This is a genomic window from Shewanella sp. SM73, assembly GCF_025653795.1.
GTDB lineage: Bacteria > Pseudomonadota > Gammaproteobacteria > Enterobacterales > Shewanellaceae > Shewanella > Shewanella oncorhynchi.
On sequence record NZ_JAKKRY010000006.1, the window covers coordinates 198,347 to 223,913 of the forward strand.

The 25,567-nt window shown below is 45.9% G+C and carries 26 protein-coding genes; 7 read left to right on the forward strand and 19 right to left on the reverse strand.

The window, feature by feature from the left end; all coding sequences use genetic code 11:
- Nucleotides 1-448 precede the first annotated feature (448 nt).
- Together dnaJ and dnaK are read right to left on the reverse strand one after the other, a co-directional pair.
- Nucleotides 449-1,585: a molecular chaperone DnaJ gene (gene dnaJ, locus L5M51_RS11205; RefSeq protein WP_263172725.1), complete on the reverse strand. Its 1,137-nt coding sequence runs from the start codon at nucleotides 1,583-1,585 to the stop codon at nucleotides 449-451.
- Between the two features lie 110 nt (nucleotides 1,586-1,695).
- The gene (gene dnaK / locus L5M51_RS11210) at nucleotides 1,696-3,615 is read right to left on the reverse strand and encodes a molecular chaperone DnaK (RefSeq protein WP_263172727.1); all 1,920 of its coding nucleotides are present in this window, start codon (nucleotides 3,613-3,615) and stop codon (nucleotides 1,696-1,698) included.
- A gap of 288 nt (nucleotides 3,616-3,903) precedes the next feature.
- Here dnaK and L5M51_RS11215 point away from each other — a divergent pair, with 288 nt between their 5' ends.
- The 3 genes from L5M51_RS11215 (at nucleotide 3,904) to L5M51_RS11225 (ending at nucleotide 5,958) form a co-directional block, all read left to right on the forward strand.
- Entirely contained in the window at nucleotides 3,904-4,824 is a 921-nt protein-coding gene (locus L5M51_RS11215) for a DMT family transporter (protein WP_263148816.1), read from the forward strand.
- Nucleotides 4,825-4,943: 119 nt separating this feature from the next.
- Nucleotides 4,944-5,420, forward strand: a complete 477-nt coding sequence (gene ybaK, locus L5M51_RS11220; protein ID WP_028759489.1) for a Cys-tRNA(Pro) deacylase — start codon at nucleotides 4,944-4,946, stop codon at nucleotides 5,418-5,420.
- Nucleotides 5,421-5,649: 229 nt separating this feature from the next.
- Nucleotides 5,650-5,958, forward strand: coding sequence for a hypothetical protein (locus L5M51_RS11225; protein ID WP_212599364.1), 309 nt, complete (start codon nucleotides 5,650-5,652; stop codon nucleotides 5,956-5,958).
- Nucleotides 5,959-6,062: 104 nt separating this feature from the next.
- Here L5M51_RS11225 and L5M51_RS11230 read toward each other — a convergent pair whose 3' ends face one another.
- The 5 genes from L5M51_RS11230 to L5M51_RS11250 all read right to left on the reverse strand — a co-directional run bounded on the left by L5M51_RS11230 (nucleotide 6,063) and on the right by L5M51_RS11250 (nucleotide 10,896).
- The gene (locus L5M51_RS11230; RefSeq protein ID WP_168822721.1) at nucleotides 6,063-7,340 is read right to left on the reverse strand and encodes a glutamate-5-semialdehyde dehydrogenase; all 1,278 of its coding nucleotides are present in this window, start codon (nucleotides 7,338-7,340) and stop codon (nucleotides 6,063-6,065) included.
- Between the two features lie 12 nt (nucleotides 7,341-7,352).
- On the reverse strand, nucleotides 7,353-8,471 hold the full coding sequence (proB, locus tag L5M51_RS11235; RefSeq protein WP_105251651.1) for a glutamate 5-kinase: 1,119 nt from the start codon (nucleotides 8,469-8,471) through the stop codon (nucleotides 7,353-7,355).
- 203 nt (nucleotides 8,472-8,674) lie between these two features.
- Nucleotides 8,675-9,964, reverse strand: coding sequence for an NCS2 family permease (locus tag L5M51_RS11240; protein WP_131523194.1), 1,290 nt, complete (start codon nucleotides 9,962-9,964; stop codon nucleotides 8,675-8,677).
- 241 nt (nucleotides 9,965-10,205) lie between these two features.
- A complete protein-coding gene (locus tag L5M51_RS11245) occupies nucleotides 10,206-10,544 on the reverse strand; it encodes a carbon starvation protein CstA (RefSeq protein WP_198571788.1) in 339 nt (112 codons plus the stop codon).
- Between the two features lie 25 nt (nucleotides 10,545-10,569).
- On the reverse strand, nucleotides 10,570-10,896 hold the full coding sequence (locus L5M51_RS11250; protein ID WP_113941178.1) for a winged helix-turn-helix domain-containing protein: 327 nt from the start codon (nucleotides 10,894-10,896) through the stop codon (nucleotides 10,570-10,572).
- 207 nt (nucleotides 10,897-11,103) lie between these two features.
- On the opposite strand from L5M51_RS11250, the gene L5M51_RS11255 reads away from it, so the two are divergent.
- A complete protein-coding gene (locus L5M51_RS11255) occupies nucleotides 11,104-11,655 on the forward strand; it encodes a DUF924 family protein (RefSeq protein WP_263172730.1) in 552 nt (183 codons plus the stop codon).
- 151 nt (nucleotides 11,656-11,806) lie between these two features.
- Nucleotides 11,807-12,664: a substrate-binding periplasmic protein gene (locus L5M51_RS11260; RefSeq protein ID WP_263172731.1), complete on the forward strand. Its 858-nt coding sequence runs from the start codon at nucleotides 11,807-11,809 to the stop codon at nucleotides 12,662-12,664.
- A gap of 15 nt (nucleotides 12,665-12,679) precedes the next feature.
- Here L5M51_RS11260 and L5M51_RS11265 read toward each other — a convergent pair whose 3' ends face one another.
- From L5M51_RS11265 to L5M51_RS11275, 3 genes are all read right to left on the reverse strand, one after another.
- A complete protein-coding gene (locus L5M51_RS11265; RefSeq protein ID WP_219251157.1) occupies nucleotides 12,680-13,117 on the reverse strand; it encodes a universal stress protein in 438 nt (145 codons plus the stop codon).
- Between the two features lie 171 nt (nucleotides 13,118-13,288).
- Nucleotides 13,289-13,720, reverse strand: coding sequence for a universal stress protein (locus tag L5M51_RS11270; RefSeq protein WP_028761700.1), 432 nt, complete (start codon nucleotides 13,718-13,720; stop codon nucleotides 13,289-13,291).
- 108 nt (nucleotides 13,721-13,828) lie between these two features.
- On the reverse strand, nucleotides 13,829-14,212 hold the full coding sequence (locus tag L5M51_RS11275) for an STAS/SEC14 domain-containing protein (RefSeq protein WP_028761699.1): 384 nt from the start codon (nucleotides 14,210-14,212) through the stop codon (nucleotides 13,829-13,831).
- Nucleotides 14,213-14,438: 226 nt separating this feature from the next.
- On the opposite strand from L5M51_RS11275, the gene L5M51_RS11280 reads away from it, so the two are divergent.
- Together L5M51_RS11280 and L5M51_RS11285 are read left to right on the forward strand one after the other, a co-directional pair.
- A complete protein-coding gene (locus L5M51_RS11280; RefSeq protein WP_263172733.1) occupies nucleotides 14,439-15,863 on the forward strand; it encodes a coniferyl aldehyde dehydrogenase in 1,425 nt (474 codons plus the stop codon).
- Nucleotides 15,864-15,880: 17 nt separating this feature from the next.
- Nucleotides 15,881-16,486, forward strand: a complete 606-nt coding sequence (locus L5M51_RS11285; RefSeq protein ID WP_263172737.1) for a TetR/AcrR family transcriptional regulator — start codon at nucleotides 15,881-15,883, stop codon at nucleotides 16,484-16,486.
- Between the two features lie 147 nt (nucleotides 16,487-16,633).
- Here L5M51_RS11285 and L5M51_RS11290 read toward each other — a convergent pair whose 3' ends face one another.
- From L5M51_RS11290 to L5M51_RS11330, 9 genes are all read right to left on the reverse strand, one after another.
- A complete protein-coding gene (locus L5M51_RS11290; RefSeq protein ID WP_105251644.1) occupies nucleotides 16,634-17,440 on the reverse strand; it encodes a CsgG/HfaB family protein in 807 nt (268 codons plus the stop codon).
- Nucleotides 17,440-17,835, reverse strand: coding sequence for a curli assembly protein CsgF (locus L5M51_RS11295; RefSeq protein WP_106649655.1), 396 nt, complete (start codon nucleotides 17,833-17,835; stop codon nucleotides 17,440-17,442). The genes L5M51_RS11290 and L5M51_RS11295 overlap by 1 nt, the downstream gene beginning before the upstream one ends.
- A gap of 10 nt (nucleotides 17,836-17,845) precedes the next feature.
- Nucleotides 17,846-18,256, reverse strand: a complete 411-nt coding sequence (locus L5M51_RS11300; RefSeq protein WP_263172739.1) for a curli production assembly/transport protein CsgE — start codon at nucleotides 18,254-18,256, stop codon at nucleotides 17,846-17,848.
- Nucleotides 18,257-18,554: 298 nt separating this feature from the next.
- Nucleotides 18,555-20,243: a sensor histidine kinase gene (locus tag L5M51_RS11305; protein ID WP_263172741.1), complete on the reverse strand. Its 1,689-nt coding sequence runs from the start codon at nucleotides 20,241-20,243 to the stop codon at nucleotides 18,555-18,557.
- 46 nt (nucleotides 20,244-20,289) lie between these two features.
- Complete coding sequence (locus tag L5M51_RS11310) at nucleotides 20,290-21,768, reverse strand: sigma-54-dependent transcriptional regulator (RefSeq protein ID WP_263172742.1); 1,479 nt, start codon at nucleotides 21,766-21,768, stop codon at nucleotides 20,290-20,292.
- 123 nt (nucleotides 21,769-21,891) lie between these two features.
- On the reverse strand, nucleotides 21,892-23,091 hold the full coding sequence (locus L5M51_RS11315) for an FtsX-like permease family protein (RefSeq protein WP_028761693.1): 1,200 nt from the start codon (nucleotides 23,089-23,091) through the stop codon (nucleotides 21,892-21,894).
- Between the two features lie 10 nt (nucleotides 23,092-23,101).
- On the reverse strand, nucleotides 23,102-24,412 hold the full coding sequence (locus L5M51_RS11320) for an ABC transporter permease (RefSeq protein ID WP_263172745.1): 1,311 nt from the start codon (nucleotides 24,410-24,412) through the stop codon (nucleotides 23,102-23,104).
- Between the two features lie 11 nt (nucleotides 24,413-24,423).
- Nucleotides 24,424-25,173, reverse strand: coding sequence for an ABC transporter ATP-binding protein (locus tag L5M51_RS11325; protein WP_028761691.1), 750 nt, complete (start codon nucleotides 25,171-25,173; stop codon nucleotides 24,424-24,426).
- 85 nt (nucleotides 25,174-25,258) lie between these two features.
- Nucleotides 25,259-25,522: a hypothetical protein gene (locus L5M51_RS11330; RefSeq protein WP_028761690.1), complete on the reverse strand. Its 264-nt coding sequence runs from the start codon at nucleotides 25,520-25,522 to the stop codon at nucleotides 25,259-25,261.
- Nucleotides 25,523-25,567: the final 45 nt, after the last annotated feature.

Consider the following 25,567-nt stretch of genomic DNA (forward strand, 5'->3'; position numbering starts at 1 on the left):
GCTCATAATGAAGCCGCAAGGATGATAAGGACAGTAGAAGCAGATATCCATCAGGGCCAGAGGCATACCTCAATAACAGGCCGAATATATGGGTGCAATGAACTCTTCTCAAAATTGATATCGAATGTCTTGCAAACCGGATGGGGCCATATATGACCGACTAGCTTTCGCAGGTGCAGGGACGCATCCTTCGGAAGCGATAGCAAATTTGACAATGAGCACAAGGGGCTTTCAACTCCGTTAGGGGCGTCATGGAGCATCCAAGGAGGATAGGACGAGCAGTCCTCCTTGGTCGGGTGTGGGGTGAAGCCCCACGACTTTGACTTTTCTTTTAAAAAGAATCGAAATATCAAACTAGATTTGTGACATAAAAAAGCCCTGCAAGGTTAACCATTGCAGGGCTTTATTCATCTAGCGCGCTACTAATATCATTAGCAGCGAAACCAAGTTAGCTATTCAGATCTTGAAAGAACTTTTTCACGCCATCGAAAAAGCCCTCAGCCTTTGGGCTGTGTTTTTTCGACTCACCAGTTAAGGTGGCTTCAAATTCGCGTAACAGTTCTTTTTGACGATCGTTTAAGTTAACTGGGGTTTCCATAACCACTTTGCAGAGCAAGTCGCCTACCGCATGGCTGCGAACCGACTTGACGCCTTTGCCACGTAAACGGAACATACGGCCCGTTTGCGTTTCGGCTGGGATCTTCAGGCTGACTTTACCATCCAGTGTTGGCACTTCAATCTCACCGCCTAGGGCCGCTTTACTGAAGGATATCGGCACTTCGCAGTAAAGGTTGTTGCCATCACGGACGAAAATCGCATGCTCACGCACGCTGACCTGAACGTATAAATCCCCTGGAGGCGCACCAAACTCACCCGCTTCGCCTTCACCCGCTAAACGAATACGGTCGCCCGTATCAACGCCGGCTGGGATCTTAACCGATAAGGTTTTGCTCTTTTCAACACGGCCATCGCCATGACACTTAGTGCAAGGATCTTTGATGATCTTACCGCGGCCATGACAGGTTGGACAAGGCTGCTGCACCGCAAAGAAACCTTGGCGCATTTGGACTTGGCCTTGACCATGACAGGTGCCACAAGTGGTTGCAGAGGTGCCTTTTTTAGCGCGGCTGCCTTCACATAGATCGCAAGTCGCCAGCGTTGGGATACGCAGTTCTTTGGTTAAGCCTTTAACGGCTTCTTCCAGTGATAACTCTAGGTTGTAACGTAAATCTGAGCCGCGGGCCGCTTGGCGTTGACCGCCACCACGACGTCCACCGCCGAAAATATCGCCAAAGACATCACCGAAAATATCACCGAAATCGCCTTGACCACCACCGTAACCACCGCCACCGCGATTAGGATCCACACCCGCATGACCAAATTGGTCGTAGGCCGCTTTTTTGTCGGCGTCGGTTAGGATCTCGTAGGCTTCTTTAATTTCTTTAAAGTTAGCTTCTGCGGTTTTGTCGCCTGGGTTGCGATCTGGGTGAAATTTCATGGCCAGACGTTTGTAGGCCTTTTTAATTTCACGTTCGCTGGTGTCACGACTGACACCTAATACTTCGTAATAATCTCGCTTTGACATAATCTCATGCTTCTCAGCTGGTGTTGAACAAACGGGCGTTAGGGTTGCCCCGTAACGCCCGCCTAGAAATTAACGCTTTGAAATCAATCTATTTGATTGAAAACAAGTCATTATTTCTTGTCGTCTTTCACTTCTTCGAATTCAGCATCGACAACGTCATCGGCAGCAGCGTTAGCCTGTTTGCCCGCGTCGGCATTGTCGCCGCCTTGAGCTTGAGACTTAACTTGAGCGATTTCCATCAGCTTAGCAGATGCTTCGATCAAGTTTTGAGTTGCCTTTTCAATGGCTTCTTTGTCATTGCCTTTGCTGGCAGTGTCAACAGCGGCCATAGCAGCTTGGATTTTCTCTTTGTCTTCGCTTGGCAATGCATCACCCGCTTCTTCCACTTGTTTCTTAGTCGCGTGGACTAAGCCGTCAGCTTGGTTGCGTGCTTGCACTAACTCTTCAAACTTCTTGTCTTCATCTGCGTGAGCTTCGGCATCACGTACCATTTGCGCCACTTCTTCTTCGCTTAAGCCAGAAGAAGCTTTGATGGTGATGTTTTGTTTCTTGCCGGTTTTCTTGTCTGTCGCAGACACATGCAGAATACCATCGGCATCGATGTCGAACATCACTTCAATTTGTGGCTGGCCACGTGGAGCTGGCTCAATACCGTCTAAGTTGAACTGGCCTAATGACTTGTTCGCGCTCGCTTGCTTACGCTCACCTTGCAGTACGTGAATCGTCACTGCGTTTTGGTTGTCATCGGCTGTTGAGAACACTTGCTGCGCCTTAGTAGGAATAGTAGTGTTCTTTTCAATCAACTTAGTCATCACGCTGCCCATGGTTTCGATACCCAGAGACAGTGGTGTTACGTCTAACAGTAATACGTCTTTCACGTCGCCTGACAGTACGCCCGCTTGAATTGCAGCACCTACGGCTACCGCTTCGTCTGGGTTCACGTCTTTACGAGGTTCTTTGCCGAAGAAGTTTGTCACTGCTTCTTGAACCTTAGGCATACGTGTTTGACCACCCACTAGAATCACTTCGTTGATGTCTGTTACAGATAAATCTGCATCAGCCAGGGCAACTTTTAGTGGCTCTAATGTACGGATAATCAAGTCTTCAACCAGTGATTCCAATTTAGCACGAGTGATTTTAATCACTAAATGCTTAGGACCTGTTGCGTCTGCCGTGATGTATGGCAGGTTCACTTCAGTGTGGTTGGTGCTTGAAAGTTCAATTTTCGCTTTTTCTGCTGCTTCTTTCAGACGTTGCATTGCTAATGGATCTTTACGCAGATCTAAGCCTTGCTCTTTCTTGAATTCGTCAGCTAAGTAGTTGATCAAACGGTTGTCAAAGTCTTCACCACCTAAGTGGGTGTCACCGTTGGTTGCCAACACTTCAAATGTTTGGTCGCCATCGTTGCTGTCGATTTCGATGATAGAGATATCGAATGTACCACCACCTAAATCGTATACTGCAACAATGTTGTCGCCTTGTTTCTTATCGATACCGTAGGCTAATGCTGCAGCCGTTGGTTCGTTGATAATACGTTTAACATCAAGACCTGCGATACGACCCGCATCTTTAGTCGCTTGACGTTGTGAATCGTTAAAGTAAGCAGGAACAGTAATAACCGCTTCAGTTACTTCTTCACCTAAAAAGTCTTCTGCGGTTTTCTTCATCTTTTTCAAGATTTCTGCAGAAACTTGTGGTGGAGCCATCTTGTTGCCACGCGATTCAACCCATGCATCACCGTTGTCGGCTGCAATGATTTTGAATGGCATGATGTTCACGTCACGTTGGACTTCGTCATCTTTAAAGCGACGACCAATCAAACGCTTAATCGCGAAGAATGTGTTAGTCGGGTTAGTCACAGCTTGACGTTTTGCTGGCGAACCGACAATGGTTTCATCATCTGTATAAGCGATGATTGACGGGGTTGTGCGATCGCCTTCAGCGTTTTCTAACACACGTGCTTTGCCACCATCGAGGACAGCTACACAAGAGTTTGTTGTGCCTAAGTCGATACCAATAATTTTACCCATGAGGTCCTCCGAAAAATTTCATTCAATCTAAATTTGTTTAGTTGGTTTTGATATGGGGCTAGACGGTTGAAATATCAAGTCCATCGTTGGCCACCTTCTCTGCCTTGATACCTATATTGGGACAGGGAATTTAATTACAAGGGCGAACAAAAAAATTTTCTGATTTATCTTTCTCGCATCTACAGCGGGATAAAATATCCAATCACATAAAATAGTCTTGCTTATCAACCAAAGCTGTTATTCAATCTGCCCACATTTGGCGGATGTTTATCCTAGTAAGGTAGCAGAGTGAAGTCTTCGAATTTAGCGTACGTGTATGGTATGGCGGCGGTCTTTCTCTGGTCTACAGTGGCCACGGCCTTTAAGATTGCCTTGAGTTACTACACACCGCTGCAACTGGTGTTTGTTGCCGTGCTCACGTCGATTATTGCCCTTGCCGGAATCCTTGCTTGGCAAAAAAATCTTTCCTTACTCAAGCAACAGTTTTTACGCCGCCCCATGTTTTATCTGGTGACTGGACTCATCAATCCCTTCCTCTACTATGTCGTGCTATTTAAAGCGTATTCCTTACTGCCAGCGCAGCAAGCGTTGTCACTTAATTACACTTGGGCGGTATTACTGCCGTTACTTGCCGCGCCTTTGTTAAAGCAACATTTGCGTAAGAGCGACATTGCTGCGGCGCTGATTGCCTACACTGGGGTATTTATCATTGCCACCGGCGGCGATATCAGCGGCTTTAGTTTTGATAGCCCACTCGGTATCGGTCTTGCTCTCACCAGCACTTTACTCTGGTGCCTATATTGGATCGTCAACACTAAAGATCAAGGCGATCCCGTGGTCAGTTTATTATTGAGTTTTCTTATCGGCTTACCTTTTGTTGCCGTCACCTTAGTGCTGACAGATACCCTGCCCAGTTTTAGTATTAAGGCGATATTTGCAGGTATGTATGTGGGCTTATTTGAGATGGGCATTACCTTCGTGCTCTGGTTAATGGCGCTGAAAACCGCCACTCGCACCGCGAACATCAGCACTATGGTGTTTTTATCCCCTGTGATGTCGATTGGTTTTATCGCGTGGATTTTGCAAGAAACGATTGCGATGGCAACCTATCTCGGCCTAGCCTTTATTTTATCGGGGATGATGTTGCAGCAACTTCTGCCCCGTTATTTAGAGCGTAAAAACAAGATAAGCACAAAGCTAGCGGAATAATCGTTGAGTAACAGCCTTAAATAATGTTAGCTCACGGCAATGAGCCAATTAAAAGAGCTGGCTAACATTTTAAGCCAAGATTAAGCGCTAATATCCCCCGTTTTGTGAAGGAGTATAAAATGACCCCGGCCGTCCGATTGGCTAAAAAAGCCAAGATCGCGTTTGATATCTTAGAGTACAGCCACGATCCACACTGCGCCGCCTACGGCGAAGAAGCCGCTAACACCTTAGGGCTCGAACCCGCACAAGTGTTTAAAACCCTTTTAGTTGCCATCGACAAAGCCCATGCGCCGATTGCCGTCGCGCTAGTGCCCGTCGATCATCAGCTTAATCTAAAAGCCGTAGCTAAATGCTTAAGACAAAAGAAACTACAAATGGCCGATGCCGACCTAGCACAAAAATCCTCAGGCTATCTGGTTGGCGGTATTAGTCCCTTAGCGCAGAAGAAACAATTGCCAACCTTGATTGATGCCAGCGCTCAAGGCTTCGACAGGATTTATGTCAGCGCGGGCAGACGCGGTTTAGAGATAAGCTTAGCGGCCACAGACTTAGCCCTGCTTTGCAAAGGCGAATTTGCCGATATCAAGACACTTTAAGCTAGATGCTTTAAGCTATCTCGACCACATTAAGCACAAGTCATTCAACGTTAAGTAAGCAATTCACTCCACTTTAAGTCGTACGCGCTCATATTGGATAAATGGTGAACAAGGCTCAAACGGCAACAAACTGGCCAGCGTACTGAGTCTAACCGTGGAAAGCGTTTGATAAAGTCGAGATATCCGTCTATAAATTGTACTGAGGTACAAATCGACTAAGGATAGTCAGATGGAAAAATCAACCCAATGGAATCCAGAAAATAGCATCAGCCCTATCAGTTGGTGCGCCATGCTACTCTGCATCGCCTTATTTATTTATGAGCATTTCTGGGGAAACAGTTTTACCACTATGGTAGTCATGCTCTATTGCAGTTTTATGCTGCCTTCGGTTTTACTCACTCGCAGAGTACAAGAAAAGTACTTTATTTATACCTTGGAATACATCAAGGCCTTTCGTAAATTTACTGTCGTTATGTCGACGATATTTTTCTGTATCTGGTTACTTGTTACTTATACCCCGCTCACCATAAGCAGCTAAACTCGTTAGCCAAACATATTGATGTCGCTATTCAGTTGGATACCGCAAACAAAAAAGCCGTCAACGCAATGCGTTAACGGCTTTGGGTTTATCAGTATTTACCGCTAAACACGACTGGTGTAATCACCCCAAGCTAACCACTTATATGTGGTTAATGCCTCAAGCCCCATTGGACCGCGGGCGTGCAGTTTTTGCGTGCTCACAGCCACTTCAGCGCCAAGACCAAACTGACCGCCATCGGTAAAACGAGTACTGGCATTCACATACACGGCGGCTGAGTTCACTTCATTCATAAAGTGCGCCGCTGCATGAATATCATCGGTCAAAATGGCTTCCGAATGGCCGCTAGAATACTGGCGAATATGACTAACGGCGGCATCGATATCGCTCACGACTTTAATACCTAAGGTTAATGACAGCCATTCAATACCAAAATCCTCAGACTTAGCAAGCGTCACATCGAACCCTAAACCATCCAGCAGACTAAAACTTGTGTCACAAACTGAAAAACGCACGCCTAGACGATGCAGATATTCGGCAATTTGCGGTACAAAGCTGCTAGCCACGCGCTCATCCACCAGCAAGGTATCAAGAGCATTGCACACAGTTGGACGCTGCACTTTGGCATTAGCGATTACGCCTAAGGCACGCTCAAGGTCGGCATTTTTATCGACATACAAGTGGCAAATACCTATGCCACCTAAGATCACCGGAATGGTCGCTTGCTCAGCACATAAGCGCTGCAATGCTTGACCGCCGCGCGGCACTATCATGTCGACATATTGATCGAGCTTAAGTAAACCTGTCACTAGGGCTCTGTCTGAAGAATCAATAAATTGCACCGCATCTATGGGCAAACCTTGGGCGACAATCGCGCCGCGGATCACTTCGCTGATAAGCTTATTCGATTCAAGGGTTTCTTTACCGCCACGGAGGATCACCGCATTACCCGTTTTAAGGGCGAGTACCGCGATATCGACAGTCACATTCGGGCGCGCCTCGTAGATAACCCCAATCACGCCCAGCGGTACGCGGCGGCGAGTCAGCCTTAAACCGTTATCTAATAACTTGCTGCCAAACTCTTCGCCCACGGGATCAGCAAGGCGGATCACATCGCTGATATCACCGATAATGCCCGCTAAACGCGCATCATCGAGCAACAGTCTGTCGATCATCGCCTCAGTTAATCCATCGTTCTTAGCGGCGGCAACGTCTTTAGCATTAGCGGCTAAAATGGCGGCGGAGTTTGCCGTCAGCGCATCGGCAATAGCTTCGAGTAAGTCAGCCTTTTGGCTCGCCGTTAAGTTGGCTAAAGCATAACTGGCCTGTTTGGCATTTTGGCCAAGTTGCTGTAAATACTGATCTTGATTCATTTGGCTCAAAACAGACCTCGCTTATAAGACAACCATGTCGTTGCGGTGCACTATTGCGTCACCATAATCGTAACCGAGTACAGACTCGATCTCGTCGGAATGCTTACCTGCAATCAAACTCAGGGCTTGGCCACAGTATCGTGTCATCCCTTTAGCAATCACTTTACCTTGTTGATCAACTAATTGTAGCGTCGCACCACGTTCAAACTGACCTTTAACGCCTACGATACCTTTAGACAATAGACTGCGGCCCTTGTCAGTCACGGCTTTGACCGCGCCCGCATCAAGCACTAAAGAACCTTGAGTCGCAGGTCCCGCTAGAATCCACTGTTTGCGGCTTTCGAGCGGGTTTTCGATGGCACTAAAGTGAGTACCGACGGACTCTTTGGCGACCACCTTTTTGATCACATCAGGGTGATGGCCAGAGGCGATAACCACTTCAATGCCTGCACGGCGAGCAATATCCGCCGCTTCCAATTTAGTCGACATACCACCCGTACCTAAACCCGATACAGAACCGCCCGCCAACATACGCAAACTATCGTCAATCTTCACCACCTGTGAAATCAACTTAGCGTTCGGGTTAGTGCGCGGATCGGCATCGAATAAGCCCTTTTGATCCGTCAATAAAATCAATAAGTCAGCATCGCATAAGAGTGCTGCGCGCGCCGATAAATTGTCGTTATCGCCCACTTTGATCTCATTGGTGGCAACGGCATCGTTTTCATTGATGATCGGCACAATATTATTCGCCAACAAGGCATTGAGCGTGTCGCGGGCGTTAAGGTAACGCTCCCTATCCTGCAAATCGGCACGGGTCAGCAGCAATTGGCCCACATGCAGCCCATAAATACTAAAGAGTTGTGCCCAAGCGAGGATCAACTGACTTTGCCCGACAGCGGCTAACAATTGCTTATTGGCCATAGTGTCGGGCAGCGTCGGGTATTGGAGATGTTCACGCCCAGCGGCAATTGCCCCTGAGGTGCATAATACGACTTCGACCCCTGACTTCATCAGTGCGGCCATTTGACGAGCAAGCTCAACCATGTGGGCTTTATCTAGCTGTTTACTGCCAGAGGTCAGCACACTCGTCCCTAACTTCACTACCACGCGGCGATACGCAATCTCACTTAAGTTCATTATTCATTTGTAACAAAATAACCGAACAATCCTTATACCTAATCCGCTGAGTAATTGGTAGCAAGGAGTTATTAACTCGAGATAAATTTTCGTTTTTGCTTAGAATCGCGCATTAAAAAGGGCCATCGATTAGATGGCCCTCAAAAAAATGTAAACAATCTACGCTGCGAGTTTTTACTGTACAGGTGAATTAATCGACAGCATCAACCATAGACAAACTTAGCTACAAACAATGCGGCTAATACTAAAATGCCCACATTAAGATCGCTAAAGCGACCTGTGAGTAATTTGATTGCTGCATATGAGATGATCCCAAAGGCAATGCCCGTCGCGATAGAAAACGTTAGCGGCATTAATATACACACAACCACCACAGGCGCGGCTTCAGTCAAATCTTCCCATTCGACATGCACCAGTCCCGACATCATCAAAATCGCTACATAAAACAGTGTGCCCGCAGTCGCATAAGCCGGGATCATCCCCGCCAATGGCGATAAAAATAACGCAGCAATGAAGAGTAATCCCACCACAACGGCCGTTAAACCAGTACGGCCACCTGCGCTCACACCCGCAGTACTTTCGATATAACTTGTCGTGGTGGAAGTGCCAAAAGCCGCCCCCGCAATCGTTGCTAAACTGTCAGCGGTTAAGGCACGATTCAGACGTGGTAAACGGCCTTTATCATCGAGAAAACCACCGCGCTGTGCAACCGCCACTAAGGTGCCAGAGGTATCGAAGAGATCCACAAATAAGAAGGCAAAAACGACTGATAACATAGTTACTTCAAATACTTGGGATAAATCCATCTTCATAAATGTAGGTGCGATTGAAGGTGGCATTGATACAATGCCCTGATACTGCACATCACCAAACACTAGTCCTAGGCCAGTGATAATCAGAATGCTGGCAATCACCGCCGACTTCATTCCCCGCTGCACCATAGCAATAATGAGGAAAAAGCCCAGCACAGCCATAACCGCCGGAAATGCCGTGATATCGCCCAGCGTCACTAGCGTAGCAGGACTTGCCACCACAATACCGGCGCTCTTAAGGCCAATCAGGGCAAGAAACAAACCAATACCTGCAGCAATACCGATACGTAACGACATGGGAATACTATTTACAATCCATTCTCGAATACGCACTAAGGACAAGATTAAAAAGCAAATTCCCGACAGGAATACCGCGCCTAACGCAGTCTCCCAGCTGTAACCCATTTCACCCACGACTGTGTAGGTAAAAAAGGCATTAAGTCCCATACCTGGAGCAAGCGCAATGGGATAATTCGCCATCAGACCCATAACCAAACAGCCGACAGCCGCCGCCAAACAGGTCGCCACAAATACAGCACCATGGTCCATGCCCGCATCGGCTAACATCATTGGGTTCACAAAAATGATGTAGGCCATCGTCATAAATGTTGTCAAACCTGCGACCGCTTCCTGCTTGAGGCTCGTTTGATTTTGTTTCAGTTTGAACAGTTTTTCTAACATGGAACAAGGTTCCTTTTTATTTTAAGTATGTAGGGTATTTAGATGTGAACACTATGTAACGTGATGACATTTGCAGCCGATTATAGGGAGTTTAGGCTGGTCAGGCCAGAAAATTGGCAAAGGAGTAACGAAGAGAAAATGCTCAAATATCTATGCAAACGAATGCAATATCCTCGGGTGAGACTCGCGTTGAAGGTTAAGCATAAAAAATGAACATATTATGAACAAGATGATTCACTCGTTAGCGACCAATGCTGATTTGTAGCCATAAACAGCCCACATAAAGAGTAACAAGGATATATACAGCAGAAATAACTAAATTCAATTTCCACAGACTCAACCAAAAACTCCCTTTAAAATAGGTACGTAGCCTTACTTCTGATTTGCATAATGTTAAAGAAGAAGGTACCAACATTAACGCAGAACAGCCAAAGGTTGGTAATACCATAAAAATCATGCCTAAACCCGCAGCCCCAGCAGAAGCTTCAGATGTTTGACCGTCAATAGATGCTAGCGTTATATATCCCAAAATGACGCCTGCAATGGCAAGAATAAAACCTAATAGTTGAAGAGTTCTCAAATTCGTCCTTGGTAACAAACAGCGTTTAAATTGACTTATCGTAAAATCCTATCAGCTCAGCGATTTCGCTTAGATGGGTATCGACCCAAGCGCTGCTGATTGGCCCCCAGGTGACTATGCGGTAATAACCTGAATTGTTACGGCTGCCTTCCTGCACAAACTCGACTCGAATACCTATATCCTCAAAAGCTGCGATAGCATCCTGTAAAGTTCGGCGAGGCATTCCGGTTAACTTATTGAGTGATAATAGATTATGGCGGTCATCATCCATTAAATGCGCCAAATATAACTTACGCAGAAACGCCTTATTTTGCTTTGAAACCTGTTGGGATGCTGGCATTGAAAGTGACATAGGATGACCTATCTGGAAACAAAAGTAATTATCATCAAAACTACTTTATATTCAGTCAATAAGGCAATAGCCAATGCTAAATACTTACGGTTCGCGACAAGATCATCAGATAACAAATCTGCACTTAAATCAAACGAAACGACTTGTCATCCTCCCCCAACAACTGTTATTTCTAATATCACTCAACACCTATGAAGAAAGGCTAAAATGAGCCAGACAATCACAGCAGACCAAATACTGACATTTTGGTTTGAAGACATTGACCCAAAGCTCTGGTGGATTAAAGATGTTGAATTTGATATCCAGATCAAACAACGCTTCGAAAGTGTGCTATTTCAAGCCAAACAGGGGGAACTTTCACATTGGCGAATCACGCCTCAAGGTCGATTAGCTGAGATAATAGTGCTCGATCAATTCTCCCGTAATATTTACCGCGATACGCCTGCCGCATTCGAAGCCGATGCGATAGCCTTAGTGCTCGCCCAAGAGGCCGTTGCCCAACGGGTCGATACCGCACTAAAATCCAAACAAGTCCCTTTTCTATTTATGCCCTATATGCACAGCGAATCGGCAGCCATTCACCAAGTAGCAGTAAAACTGTTTAATCGCGAAGCTGCGATAACAAACCTAACGTTTGAACTGCGCCATAAAGCGATTATCGACAGGTTTGGCCGCTATCCACATAGAAATATTATCTTAGGCAGGGAGTCTACGGCGGAAGAAATTGCTTTTCTGACTGAACCGGGCTCATCCTTTTGAGCCTGTCATAGGTTAAAGCGTTAATGTGTATTTGATAAATAAAGCCGTGCTGAGTTCACAGACACACTACACTTACTCAAGAAAGTCATGGAATGACTTGGCGAGTATCAAACACAGTTGCAAGTGTATACCGCGGAGGTGTTGGTAACTTATGGCGCATAAACTCAATAAGCCAAATAGCTCAGTGGCTCGTCGTAACCGCTATAAATTGATGGGGTTACTCATCCTATGCGGCGCTCAGCTCAGCCAAGCGGCTGAAATTAAGATAGGCGTCAGCCTGTCTATCCCACCCTATGTCATCCAAGCAACAAATAGCGGGATCGAACTCGAATTGCTTAACCAAGCCCTCGCCGTTAAAGGCCATACAGCTTCTATCCACTACTTACCACTGGCGCGCACTTTCCATGAACTCAGGGAAGGTAAACTCGATGGCATCATCAACATCAAAGAAGGAATGATTAACAACGTTTTTTATTCCAACGTTGCGATAACCTACCAAAACTGCGCCATCAGCCTCGAAAGTAATCATTTTAACATCAATAGCATAAACGATTTAAACAACAAACAAGTCGTCGCCTTTCAACGTGCATCATCGTTACTGGGGGAAGAGTTTGCCAATATGGTTAAGACCAATAGTGGCTACCAAGAACAAGCGAGGCAAGTGCAGCAGGTTTATATGCTGATGAAGCGCAGGGCCGATGTCGTTGTGATGGATAAAAATATTTTCAAATACTACTTAAAGCAGGCCTATCTTGAGGGCAAACTCACTGAGAAAGACTTAAAACAACAGGCTATTTGCCACCAAATATTCCCACCTACGGAATACAAGTTCGCGTTTCTCAGTGAACAAATTCGGGATGATTTTAATGCGGGACTCAAACAAATTACCCAAGATGGTAGCTTAGTGGCTCTGCAGGAAAAGTATCGACGCCTGATGTCATTTGACAATGAAGCCGAGGCGTCGACTAAGTTAACAGAACCTAAAATGATCAAAAATGATTCCTACTAAACTTATCCCATAGTGTTATTTCACCACCAACACAGGGCACTTAGCGTACTTAACAATATCCTGTGTAACGTGGGGTTTTAAAAAGTCAGCTAAACCGCTGCTCCCATGACTAGCGATAACCACCATGCCTACATCAACGGCTTCCGCTAAAATCTCATCAATAGCATCACCATGGCGCACGACTAACTTAATATTGAGCCCTTCGGTAAGGTTCTGCTGCATTTCCTGCTGCAAACTTTGCATTTTTGCATCAACGAAAGCTTTGAGTTCATTTTCCAATGTAGCGGGAATATCGACCGCAATACCATAACAATGGGCGCCACGGGCAGGGCTAGTCACATGCAACAACCGAATATCGACGTGATAAACATTTGCCATTTCAACCGCATATTTTAACGCATGGGCCGCAGTGGATGAAAAATCCGTAGGGCATAACACTTCTTGAGTACGCATAAGCTTATCCATCATTTGAGTTTTTAATTAAGCTAATTATTAAGGCCAAAATACCACTATTTTATAGCAGTTTGCTATGCTTCTTGCGTACCCATTTCAATTAATTATTCTTTATCAATCAAAAAGAAAGGACGCTATAAGCGCCCTTTGAATTTATAGAGTCAAAGCCAGTTACTTAACCACAAGCACAGGACAAGCTGCACCATTCGCCACCGCTTCTGAGACATTGGTGTGTAAAAAATGCGAAATCCCAGTTCGGCCATGGCTAGCAATTACTACCATGCCAATGTCTTTACTGTTGGCCTCTTCTAAAATTTGATAGACAGGATCGCCACGGCGGATCAAGGTAGTGATAGGAAGCTCAGTATTCAATCCATCCAATAGTGCTCGCATTTTAGTTGCCGCCGCTTCCTCCATGCTTTTAGCAAGCTCTTCAGGGGTAATAGATAGAATCATAAAGTTTTCATCACCGATCGGCTGTTCAACCACATGTAAGATTTTTAGCCCTACGTGGTATAGATTAGCCATTTCAATGGCATAACTCAGTGCATGGGCCGCAGTTTCCGAAAAATCTGTGGGCCAGAGTATTTGACCTGTACGCATAATTTGTACTCCTTCTATGGCGCGAATGGATTGCTGGGTGAATCTTTACTGTGCTGCTATAACGCCCGATTTAGCGCATTGGCAGACCACAAACTTCATCTCACAACCTTAGTCTCTTAGCCAAGCAACAGCATCGCCATTATCAACAAAAAACCTTACCTCAGCAGGCGTAAACCAGTTTGCCAATTTAGCCAACACTTCCTGCAAAGTCGTCTTACCGACGATGGCTATTTTCTCGAAATGACGAATATGCTTCACCCCAAGTTTGAGATCGTCCCAAGCGGCCTGTAGTTCCAAGCCTTCCAACTCGGTGACATCTACCAAGGCAAAGATATCAGGATCTTTCACCCCAGCTAATGCAGACTCCAACACAGGCACCATCATTTCGTAGTCTTGATGAGTTAAGGTACCGATAGCTTTAAAGGTAACGAAAAAATCATCATCACCATAACGCTCAATACCAATCGAAATTCCGTGCTTTAACAATGCCATACATACTCCTTATGTAACAACCCTTGATTTAGTGTAAAAGCTAACGCCACAACAAGCCGTGATCTTGCTCAAAAATACACCAGATACCTTGCACCATCTCACTAAGCAAGCTAGGATAAACCGACTAATCAGTCGGTACTGATTTAATAAAAGACTCAATCTAGACGATTACTTAAATAAAGTACCGAATAAGACTCTGCCTACCATTTCCCTTGGAGCAACCACTATGAATATGGCCACCGAACACCTTAATACTTCGCCACTGACTCAGTTGCTCCAACGCCAACGCAGCAGTTATTTAGCGGCGCCGAATCCTAATTACGCTACGCGAGTGGAGCAATTAACTCGACTGAAGGCGGCCATACTGCAATTTCAAACACCCTTAGTCGAAGCCTTAAGCCAAGACTACGGCCATAGATCGATTGATGACAGCCTGATCTCAGACATTATGCCTGTCATCAACAACATCAATTACAGCTTGAAAAACCTCAAAAAATGGCTCAAGCCCAGCGCTCGCCATGCCGGCATCTTACTCGCACCCGCCAAAGTCACAGTGCATTATCAACCTTTGGGTGTGATCGGCATTATCGTGCCGTGGAATTTCCCCGTCATGCTGTCAATTGGCCCGCTAGTTACTGCTATTGCCGCGGGTAATCATGCCATGCTCAAAATGTCTGAATTTACCCCAGCGACCAACCAAGTGATCAAACAGTTATTGGCACAAGTCTTCGATGAATCCCACGTGGCGGTTGTTGAAGGTGAGGCGGACATTGCTGCCCAATTTTCTGCCCTGCCCTTCGATCATTTACTCTTTACAGGCTCGACCACAGTCGGCCGCCATGTGATGCGCGCCGCAGCGAATAATCTCACCCCAGTAACACTCGAATTGGGTGGTAAATCCCCTGTGATTATCGCCCCCGATATGCCGCTTGAGATAGCAGTAGAACGAATGATTTACGGTAAGTGTTTGAATGCCGGGCAAATCTGTGTCGCACCTGATTATGTGCTTTGCCCTAAAGCCAAGGTGGATGACTTTATCGCCGCCTACCAAGCTAAGTTTAAGGCCATGTACGGCACCATTAACCACAATAAGGACTATGGCAGCATCATTAATACACGTCAGTTTGACCGCTTGATGACAGTGCTCGAAGACGCCAAAGTAAAAGGTGCCCGTGTTATTTCAGCAACTGACGAAGCCATAGATAGCCAACATCGTAAACTCGCAACTCAGTTGATAACTCACACCAGTGAAGACATGCTATTGATGCAAGAGGAAATCTTTGGTCCATTACTGCCGATCATTGGCTACGACTCCTTAGATGAAGCGATTCAGTACATCAACCACAGAGCCAGACCCTTAGCGCTTTATGTGATGAGTTTCGATGAGCCAACTCAGCAAAAGATCCTCCAGCAGACCCATTCTGGCGGTGTTTGTATCAATGAAACCGTGTTTCATGTCGCCGCCGACGATGCGCCCTTCGGCGGAATAGGCCCGTCGGGCATGGGGCATTACCATGGCAAGGAAGGCTTTTTGACCTTCAGCCACGCTAAAACGGTACTCAGCCGTGGCCGATTCAACACAGGCAAATTTGTTCACCCGCCCTACGGCACTTTTATCCAGCGCATCTTAATGAAGCTATTTTTGCGCTAGTCATTGGGGGATAAATCTTGAATAAACCATCAACAGCACAACCCATTAAAACCATGACTGATAAACGCCAAGCTATTCTCGATACTGCTTTAGCGCTCTTTGTCAGCCAAGGATTTCATGGCACGTCTACCGCCTCGATTGCGAAACAAGCAGGTGTAGCAACGGGCACCTTGTTCCATCACTTCCCTTCTAAGGAAGCCTTGATGGAATCTTTGTTTCTTAACATAAAACAAGAATTTGCCGATGCCTTACTGTTAAACACCCATAAGGGCAGCGATCTTAAACACAATGCCCTACAACTATGGCAAAGTGCGATAGACTGGTCGCTGGATAACCCTGTCAAACAACTGTTTTTTCAGCAATATTCAATGTCACCCATGATTGCAGCTAAGGTGCGCGATCAAGCGATGAATAGCATCTTAGGCTTTATTAGCGAACTCATTAAGCAGGGACAAATGATGGGGCTAATCGCCCATTATCCAGTGGAATTGATGCTAGAAAACTGCCACGGCCAATATCTAGCTGCAACCCGATTCTTTATCGATAACCCGCACTTGGGGACAGATAAAACATACCGTGATGCCAGTTTTGAACTGTTTTGGAAGGCCATGCAAGCGGACTAAAATAGCCTAATATCAACTGACTGCTGTAATAACCGCAATAAAAAACCGAGTCAGCTTAACTGGCTCGGTTTTCTTTTTCGCTATCGCGACTAAGTGCTAAAGCAGAAGTCTGCTTTGCTCTAGCATCTAATACCGGCTTTCAGGCACCTAGCCCTGACTCAACTCCTGGGCTTTTTCTGCTGGCTGCGCCACTTGAGTTGGGCTCCAGTAACCTTGTTTGATACCCTTATCAATCAGCTCAGCGACCGCCAATTCAATGGCTTGTAATACGCAAAATTGCACTGGCTCATTGGTAGTAAAACCGACTTCAGCCTCGGCTAATCGATTTAAACTCGTGTAACGGAACAAACCCGCACGCATTTCTTGGGATAAAACACGTTTGCTGGTTGAGACCGACATCATGACTTTACCTGTGTGTACATCCACGGCGCGTAGATAAATGGTCACCAGATCTTCACGGTACATTTCAGAGGCACCAATGCCGTAGTATTCGACCCCGCTACCACCAGTGCTAGTGTTGGTCTCATAACTAATCACCCCACCTTCGAGTAACAATCTGGCGGTGGATAATACGGGCACTTCATCGCCCTTAGTACCGCTCTGCTTGTTGCTGATCTTACGCTCGGTAAGCAAATTTTGTAGCCCTTCACGCTCAACGGGTGTAAACCATTTAGAGTCGAGCAAAGTCTGCATCAACATCGATGTTGCGCCCTGAGTCACCGCGGTCGAAAACGAACTCACGTTAGCCTGCGGCTTATATTGGCCAGTTTGATCGCGAAAGGAATACACGGCCACAGGGATAGGAAACTTAGGTCCTGGTTGAGTTTGCAGCCCACGCATCACCTCACTCAAGGGGTTAACCTCGGCAGCCGTGATATTTAAATCGGGTTTGGAGATCAGGCTACAGGCCGACACACTTAGCAGTAATAAACTCACTAACACTAGACGGGCCATTAGTTGACTCCTCCGAATGTCGGCATTTCAATCACAGTGACTTCACCGGTTTCAGTATTAGTAATAGTTAGCATCACGCCATTTCCCGTTGAAGCCACTTCAATCCGAAAATCACCTGTATCGTAAACACCATCGGTAATTTCACCATCAGCAACACCGCGGGTGATTGAGTTAATGATATTACGCTCTAGGGATTCTTTAAAACGGGTGACAAAGTCCTTCTCGGTAGAGGTAGATTTATTGTCATTCTGGGCTTGGGCTTTATTTAATAAGAAAGCCCCATTTTGTGGATTGCCGCCAAAACTGGGATTCACTGGCGTATAAATCAATTCAGTGGCTTGGCCACTGCTTGCCACACATAGCGTGACAAGAGCAAGTAACGTCCTGTATGTCATTATTATTATCCTAAAAGTCGTCCGATGTTCCTGAAAAATCACCTGTTATTGCATTGGCTCTGACTTGCGCTAAATAATCAATCGTAAGCAAAATCGCCTGTTCTGCGCTCTCTTTAATCGGATTTGCACGACGACCAAAATGGGTGGTGTAAATCCGAGTCCCGTTTACCTCTAAGGTTAAAACGGTTCCAGCCTGTGGAAACACTGTCTCATATAGAGTGACGTTAAAACCTTGGGTAAAGGGCAGTTCGCGCCAATAGCTTGAGTAGTAAAAGCCAAAGTCCTTACCAAACCGAGTCAAGGTTCTATCTATTACTAAGCCACTAATTTCAATGTCGTTATCGGCAATAGTGATAGGGGAAGCCAGCAGCAGGAATGGACATAAAACGCAGATCAGCAGACGCTGTTTTAACTGTTTCACTTATCCCTCCTTAACCTTTTTAATCGAACCTTAAAAACCGCGCTAACCTCTGTTAGAACAAGGTGAGTTTTAACGCAAATTTTCGATAAAACAGGTTAACAGGGTTAAAGATCTCCCGTCATTACGCTAGGGGGCAAATTAGCCCGAAGAGCTAAGGTAAAAATGCAAAAATAGCCCATTTGGCTAATACGCCAAGAGGCTGTTGAGGATAGGAGTTATGCATTAAACAAGCAGATAAGATAAGCAATAAAAATGCGACTTAAGAGTCGCATTACGGTGTTAATTCAAAACGCTAGCATTATTGTGGTAACCATAGTCGAACCAACAGGCCACCGTCACTGCGATTATGCATGCTAATACTGCCATCGTGGGCTTCGATAATTTCACGGCACAAAGGTAAACCTAAGCCTGTACCCGATTGTTTTGTTGAGTAAAACGGCAGTAGCGCCTGCTCTAATACTTCACCAGACATACCTGCGCCGCGATCCTCAATCACAATACTAAAACCTCCACCATCCACTAAGGTTTGATACCGAATCGATAGAGTGACATCCTCGGGGTTTGAGCCAGATTCATGGGCGTTTTTAAGTAAATTGAGGAGCACTTGCTCCATCTGTCCTTGATCGAAAAAACCATCAACCTCAGGTAACTCATGAATGAGTTTAAAGGGATAATGCTGAGTTAACTGGGCAGTAAATTGCGTCCAATTCACCTGACGCCGTTGTGGGAGCGGCAACTTAGCAAAACGGGCATAGTTGAAGATAAATTGGCTTAGATGACTGGTGCGATTCTCGATCGTATCGAAAATCAAAGTTAGCTTAGGATTATCGATATCTTTGGTGAGCAGCCGGCCGGAGTTCACCATGGATGCGATGGGCGCCACTGAGTTATTGAGTTCATGGCTAATAATGCGGATGACTTTTTTCCATACTGCCACCTCTTGACGATTGAGCTCGCGGGTCATCTGCTTGAGCAAAATCAAGTTATGCTGTTGGTTATTCAATAAAAATTGGCCGCGACTTAAATACCAAGTTTCCACATCATCTTCACCCATGGCGAAGAGTCCGTTCTTTTCATGTTTAAGCGCTAAGGCCAATACTTCGGGCAAATCCACCAGCAATTCATCTAAGCTCAAGCCTTCCATTCTGCCCTTTTTATGGAATAGGTGACGCGCCGCATCATTAGCGTAAATGAGCCGCTGATGATCGTCCAGTAACAACATCACATTGGGAGAACTTTGAATCACCTTATCCAGTAATAACTCCCGCTGGTAAATGTACTGCCTTTCTTGGCGCAATTTAGCAGCGCTATGGTTAAATAACTGCGCTAAGGTTTTGAGCTGACCTTCGCCATGTTCAGGAATACTCACACTAAAGTCATTATCACTAAAATTTAGCAAGCCGACTTCAAGGGAATCTAAACTGCGGCCGAGATGTCGAGTCAACCAAGCAATACCTAAACCACAGACAGTACAAGCGAGAAACAACACGAACAAACCTTCACCTAAGGTCAAACTCGATACACGCTCTCCCTTCGCTATCTCAGCGGATACCGCAGGAGATGCAGGTGCTTTTGGCGGTAAAATGGATAGCGGTTCTACACGTAAAGGCTCAACCACATGAGGAATAGAATTAAACAGCCCTTCTTTAAGTTGTTCTAACTTGAAGAGTTTTATTTGTAACTGCTCTTGTTTAAGTTGTTCAAGCTTTTGCAGCTCGGCCTTAATCTGCTCGGCCCTCTGGTGTGCTTGCATCGCCGCAGCCTCCTGCAATTGCTCACTATTGTTAAGGGCGAGTTCGATGGAGGCGACCGTTTTCTCCAGCTCCGCAAAATCGAGTTGCACATTAACATCAGGGATTTCAATCGTGTTAGACGTGGCAACAGACGAAGCATAGGGTGAGATATACTTCACCAAGGCAAAACTCAGCAAGACGCCAAAGGCGCAGCAAGCCATTGAAAAAATGATAAGTTTAGTTCGAATTAACACTCAGATTCCTTAATCGATAGCCTTTACCCTAGCATCTGCACTTAGCCTATGACTTATCTAAACCAAACTTGTCCATCCGCCGATACAGCGCTTGGCGACTGAGTCCAAGCGCTTTTGCCACCCGAGCAATTACGCCATGATGCTGTTTTAGCGCCGCTTCGATATCTTCTCGGCTCACGTCTATCGCCTCATTGGCATCTGACACTTGGGCACGAACAGACTCATGATAAAATGCGGTATTTACGGGGATGGAAGCGGGCGAATAAACAGGCAGAGGATCAGAGTGTCTCAAACCAAATAGCCGCGACTCAGATACAGCTGAAACACTGGAAGCCGATTTTATAACACTCGCAACAGTCGCCAAACCAAAGTCAGCTTCCGTCAACACATGGCTTTGCGCCAACAATACGGCTCGCTTACAGGCGTTTTCAAGCTCGCGCACATTTCCCGGCCAGCGGTGCTGTAATAACGCCTGCAACGCAGGTTTACTCAAGCTAAAATCGCGGCCAATAAAATGCTGCACTAAAGGTAAAATATCATCGATGCGTTGATTCAGCGGTGGCAATGCCAGTTCAATCACGTTTAAGCGGTAAAACAAATCTTCACGAAAACGCCCTTCAGCGATATCTTGGGCCAGATCCGCATTAGTCGCACTGATCACCCGCACTTTTACTTTCTGGGTTTTATGGCTTCCTAAGCGTTCAAATTCGCCGGTTTGTAACACCCGCAATAATTTCACTTGCCCAGACAAAGGTAAATTGCCAATTTCATCTAAAAACAGCGTGCCGCCGTCTGCCGCTTCGAAACGGCCAATACGTGCTTTAGTCGCGCCCGTAAAAGCGCCCGCCTCGGCACCAAACAGCTCGGCCTCTAATAAATCCATCGGCAAAGCACCGACATTAACCTTGATGAAAGGTTTGTTTTTTAAGGGTGAATTGGCGTGGAGAATATCGGCAAGCTTGTCTTTACCCGCGCCATTGGGGCCAGTGATCAAGACCGACACATCTGAGCGTGCCAGTTGCAAGGCTAAATCAATACAACGCTGCATTGCACCGCTACCAAAGACAATACCGCAGAGATCCGCATCGGCGATCGCCACTTGACGTTGATGATTCACCCGCTCCAAGCGGTGGTTAGCACGGGAGAGTTTATAAAGCGCAATCAGATTAGTGATGCTATTGAGTAGCTTAGCGTCATCCCAAGGTTTGCCCATATAATCGGCAGCGCCCGCTTTGACTAATTCAACTGCCGTTTCGAGTTGCGTCCACGCCGTCATCAAAATAATCGGCAAATCCCCTTGGCGTTCGCGCAGGGCATAAAACAGCTGCCGACCTTCCTCACCCGAGGTGGTATCTCGGGTAAAGTTCATATCTTGAATCACTAAATCCACATCTTGCGTCGTCAATAATCCAAGAGCGTCCTCTGGGCTATGGCAAATCAGCACCCGATAATCATTGAGTTCTAGCATCAAACCTAGGGCTTGGCAGATGGCATGATTGTCATCGACGATAAGGATAGTATCCATAAGTGTGAGTGTTGTCCTAAGTAAAACTGTTAACCGTAAAGTAACAAAAAGTGCAATAACATCCTATTGTTATCGCACTTTTGTCGAGCTTTTATCGCACCTTGAGTGACATCAAATATTCCGCTATACGCTGCGAGTTGCGGTTGCTGGCGAAATATTTGCCGCCTTACGCGCCGGCAAGTAAACCGCTAACGTGGTGACAATAAACAAACCTGCCACAGTAATTAGTGGGTAGCTTAAGTCCAACATAGGCAAGCTATAGATTTTCATTAACTGTTGGCCTAACTGTATCGCTAACAAGCCGCCAAGCACGCCTCCCGCTAAGCAAATCAAATAGTTCTCCACGAGGAAGTAACTGATAATATCGCGCTTTTTAGCACCCAATGCGCGGCGGGTACCTATCTGCTTAGTGCGGCGCTGGATATTAAACATCACCATGCCCGTTAAACCAAGCGAGGTGATAAGCAATAACAACACCACCATCATAGTTAGCACAGTAATCATCAATTTATGATCTCGGTATGAACTATCTTTTAAGGCCTCGATTGACTTAAATCCATCGAGCACTCGGTTTGGATTCTCGGCCAGCAGCGCTTTTTTTATCGCGTCTTTAAGCTCGGCGTGAAACTCAGGTTTGGCCCGTACCATGTAAGAACTGCTGCCATAATCCACATTTTGAATCACACTATTTTCAAGGCTAGAACTGTCAATCCACGCGCCTTGTAGTTTTTCGACTACGCCAATCACAGTGATCTGTGCATCCTTACCTTCATACAACACTTTACCAAGTGCGGATTCATCAGGCCAAATGGCTTTGGCTAACACACTGGAGATGATCGCTAATCGGCTAGGGCTATCGAGGTTATCCTTAAGTTCATGGGGGTAAAAGTTACGTCCCTCAATCAGCTTAATTCCTAAGGTCTCAATGGTGTGATCTGTCCCTAAATACATGGCAAATTGCGGTGTCGATTTAGCGCTATCTGGGTCGGGGCCCAGATTTAACGTGCTCGACCAGCCGCCACCGCTTAACGGCAACATATTGGTTGAGGTCGCATCAATCACATTGGGTAGCCCCCGCAAAATTTGCTGATCAATTTTGTTTTGCGCGGTTTTATCAATCAATGGATCGAAGTTGAACAAGCTAAAGGTCAAGACTTCTGACTCTTTAATCCCCGAATCACGCTGCATCAGGGCTAAACGCTCTTGAATAATAAAGCTCGCATTCGCCACAATCGCCACAGACAGGATAATCTGAATAAGCAGTAAGACTGGACCGCTTTTACTGCGCAATAAACTGCTGAGAATAGGTTTAATATGCAACATAATGAGTCCCTTACTGGCTTTTAAGATAAACGCTAGGTTTAGTGCGACACACAACCCATGCGGGATACAAGCCAGCCAACAAGGCTGTGCCTACCGCAATACTTGGTGTGATAATCCACATACTCGCCGATAAATGGGTTAACCCCTTTGAGACCTCAAACTGAGCCGATAACCCATAAAGCGAAGCGTAGGCCCAAGCCAGTCCCAGCAAACCACCGAATAAGCCAATCATGCCCACTTCAACCATATATTGAGCGAAGATTTGACCACGGCTAGCACCGATTGCGCGGCGCACTCCCACCTCGGGGGCTCGCTTGAGGAACTTTGTCAGCATTAAACCTAATATATTGACTAAACAAACACTTAAAAACAGCGCACTCAAGCCAACCAAGATTTTATTGTCTTCGGGCACCACATGATTGTATTCAAGCCAAGTTGCCACATCGGATACTTTGACTGAGTCAGCGGCAGATTTATTATCCGTAAAACGGCCTAGGGCTTTTTGCTCCGCCACATAATTGCTGAGCCAAGAACGGTAACTGGCTACTGCGTCTTTATTTGGTAACTCAACCCAATACAGCAGCCACACTTTTTCAGAGTTAAGGCGATCGCTGTAACTATTCATCGTCTCAAACTTCCAACCCGACGTGTTACCCCATACATCAAACTCTTCGATAGGCGTCAGCGAAAACGGCACAAAAATTTGTTCCGTGTCGTTAAAGGCGCCGTTAGTGGGATCATAATATTTAGGCTTAGGATCCCAAGCTTCAATCACCCCAACCACTTGATAAGGTTTACGATTAAGATAGATAACTTTGCCAACACTGTTTTGACCCGCAAACAACTTTTGATTGAGTTTATCGTTAATCACCACTTGATAAGCAGGTTCAGTGTCGACGGATTTATCCCACGCATTACCGTACAAAAATGGCACGTCAAACAGCTTAAAAAAGTCACTGTCCGTCACCCGAATGCTTTCTAAAATAGGCGCAAAATTGGCATCCTCCGTTTGCACTGCCATCCCAGTGCGAAACATCGCAGCTTGGCGTTTAGGTAAGGTATTGTTGCGCAGATTCATCGCGTCTTGGTAAGTCACTAACGAGTTTAACTCATCCCAAGAATCAGGGCCTTGGCTCCAAAGCTGTACCGCATTTAACTCATCAGAGCGTTCACCCGCGGGATTAAATGACATCATCTTGTACACGTTTAACGTAGTAATCGTGATACCAATACCAATCGAAATCGCCAACACCATCAACAGCGACAGCACTGGGGTTTTCTTAATGCTGCGCCAAGCTAAATCAACATAATAAAAGAACATAATGCATATCCTTAACGGTCGGCGTTGGCGACAAGTTTGTCGATATCAGTCGCAGCAGTGATGTCACTGACATGTCGATGACCTTGATGATACATAGTAAAATCACACACTTGACCATCAACAATTTGAATGTTGCGTTGGGCGCGGCGAGCGAGTTCAGGATCGTGCGTCACCATGATAATGGTCGTGCCCGCTTGATTGATATTTTCGAGTAATTCCATCACTTGACGTGCCATTAGGCTGTCGAGGTTTCCCGTAGGTTCGTCGGCGAGTAGGAAACGTGGCTCCCCCGCTAAAGCACGAGCAATCGCCACCCTTTGTTGTTGTCCACCCGACAACTGAGTAGGTAAATGTTTGAGCCGTGAAGCTAAGCCCACTTGCTCTAATGCCTCTTGTACACGACGTTGACGCTCCTTGGCATTAAAACCACGATAGCGCAGCGGCACTTCAATATTCTCAGCTAAGTTAAGATCGGGAATTAAGTTAAAACCTTGGAAAATAAAGCCAATTTTCTCATTTCGGATAGTGGCGCTCTTGTTATCGCTCAAGTTAGACACGTTAATCCCATCGAGAAAATAGTCACCGTGGGTAAAACCTTCGAGTAAACCTGCAATATTTAAAAAGGTGGTTTTACCCGAGCCAGAAGGACCTGTGACAGCGACAAATTCGCCTTCGTTCACCTCGAGGTTAAAATCGCGCAGGGCGTGGGTTTCTACTAAATCCGTTTTAAAAACCTTGCTCACATTCTTCATTGATAACATGTTAATTTCCTTTAAATAATCAAATCTATTTTTGCGCCTAGACTCTGCGTCTACACCTTAGGCATCGACTCATGTACGACCGTAATCAGCCAAAGAATGGCTCAACAACACACTCTAAAAACCACATAAAAGCGCCCAACATAAGGTTGGCAGTTTCGGTTGAAACCTCACCCACTTGGCGAAACTCATCCAAAGGATTGCTCCATTCCAACAAATTGAGTCCGAGGAAAAACCAGCTATTGGCCTCACCGATACTTAGTTCCACCGCAACCACCAGTAATAATAAGGCTAGTACTCCAAACATTTTGGATGACATCAACACGCTGATATCAAATTGTTTATCACGCATATCCGGCTCCTATTCTTATCCATGTCACAGCAGGTTTCGTCATTC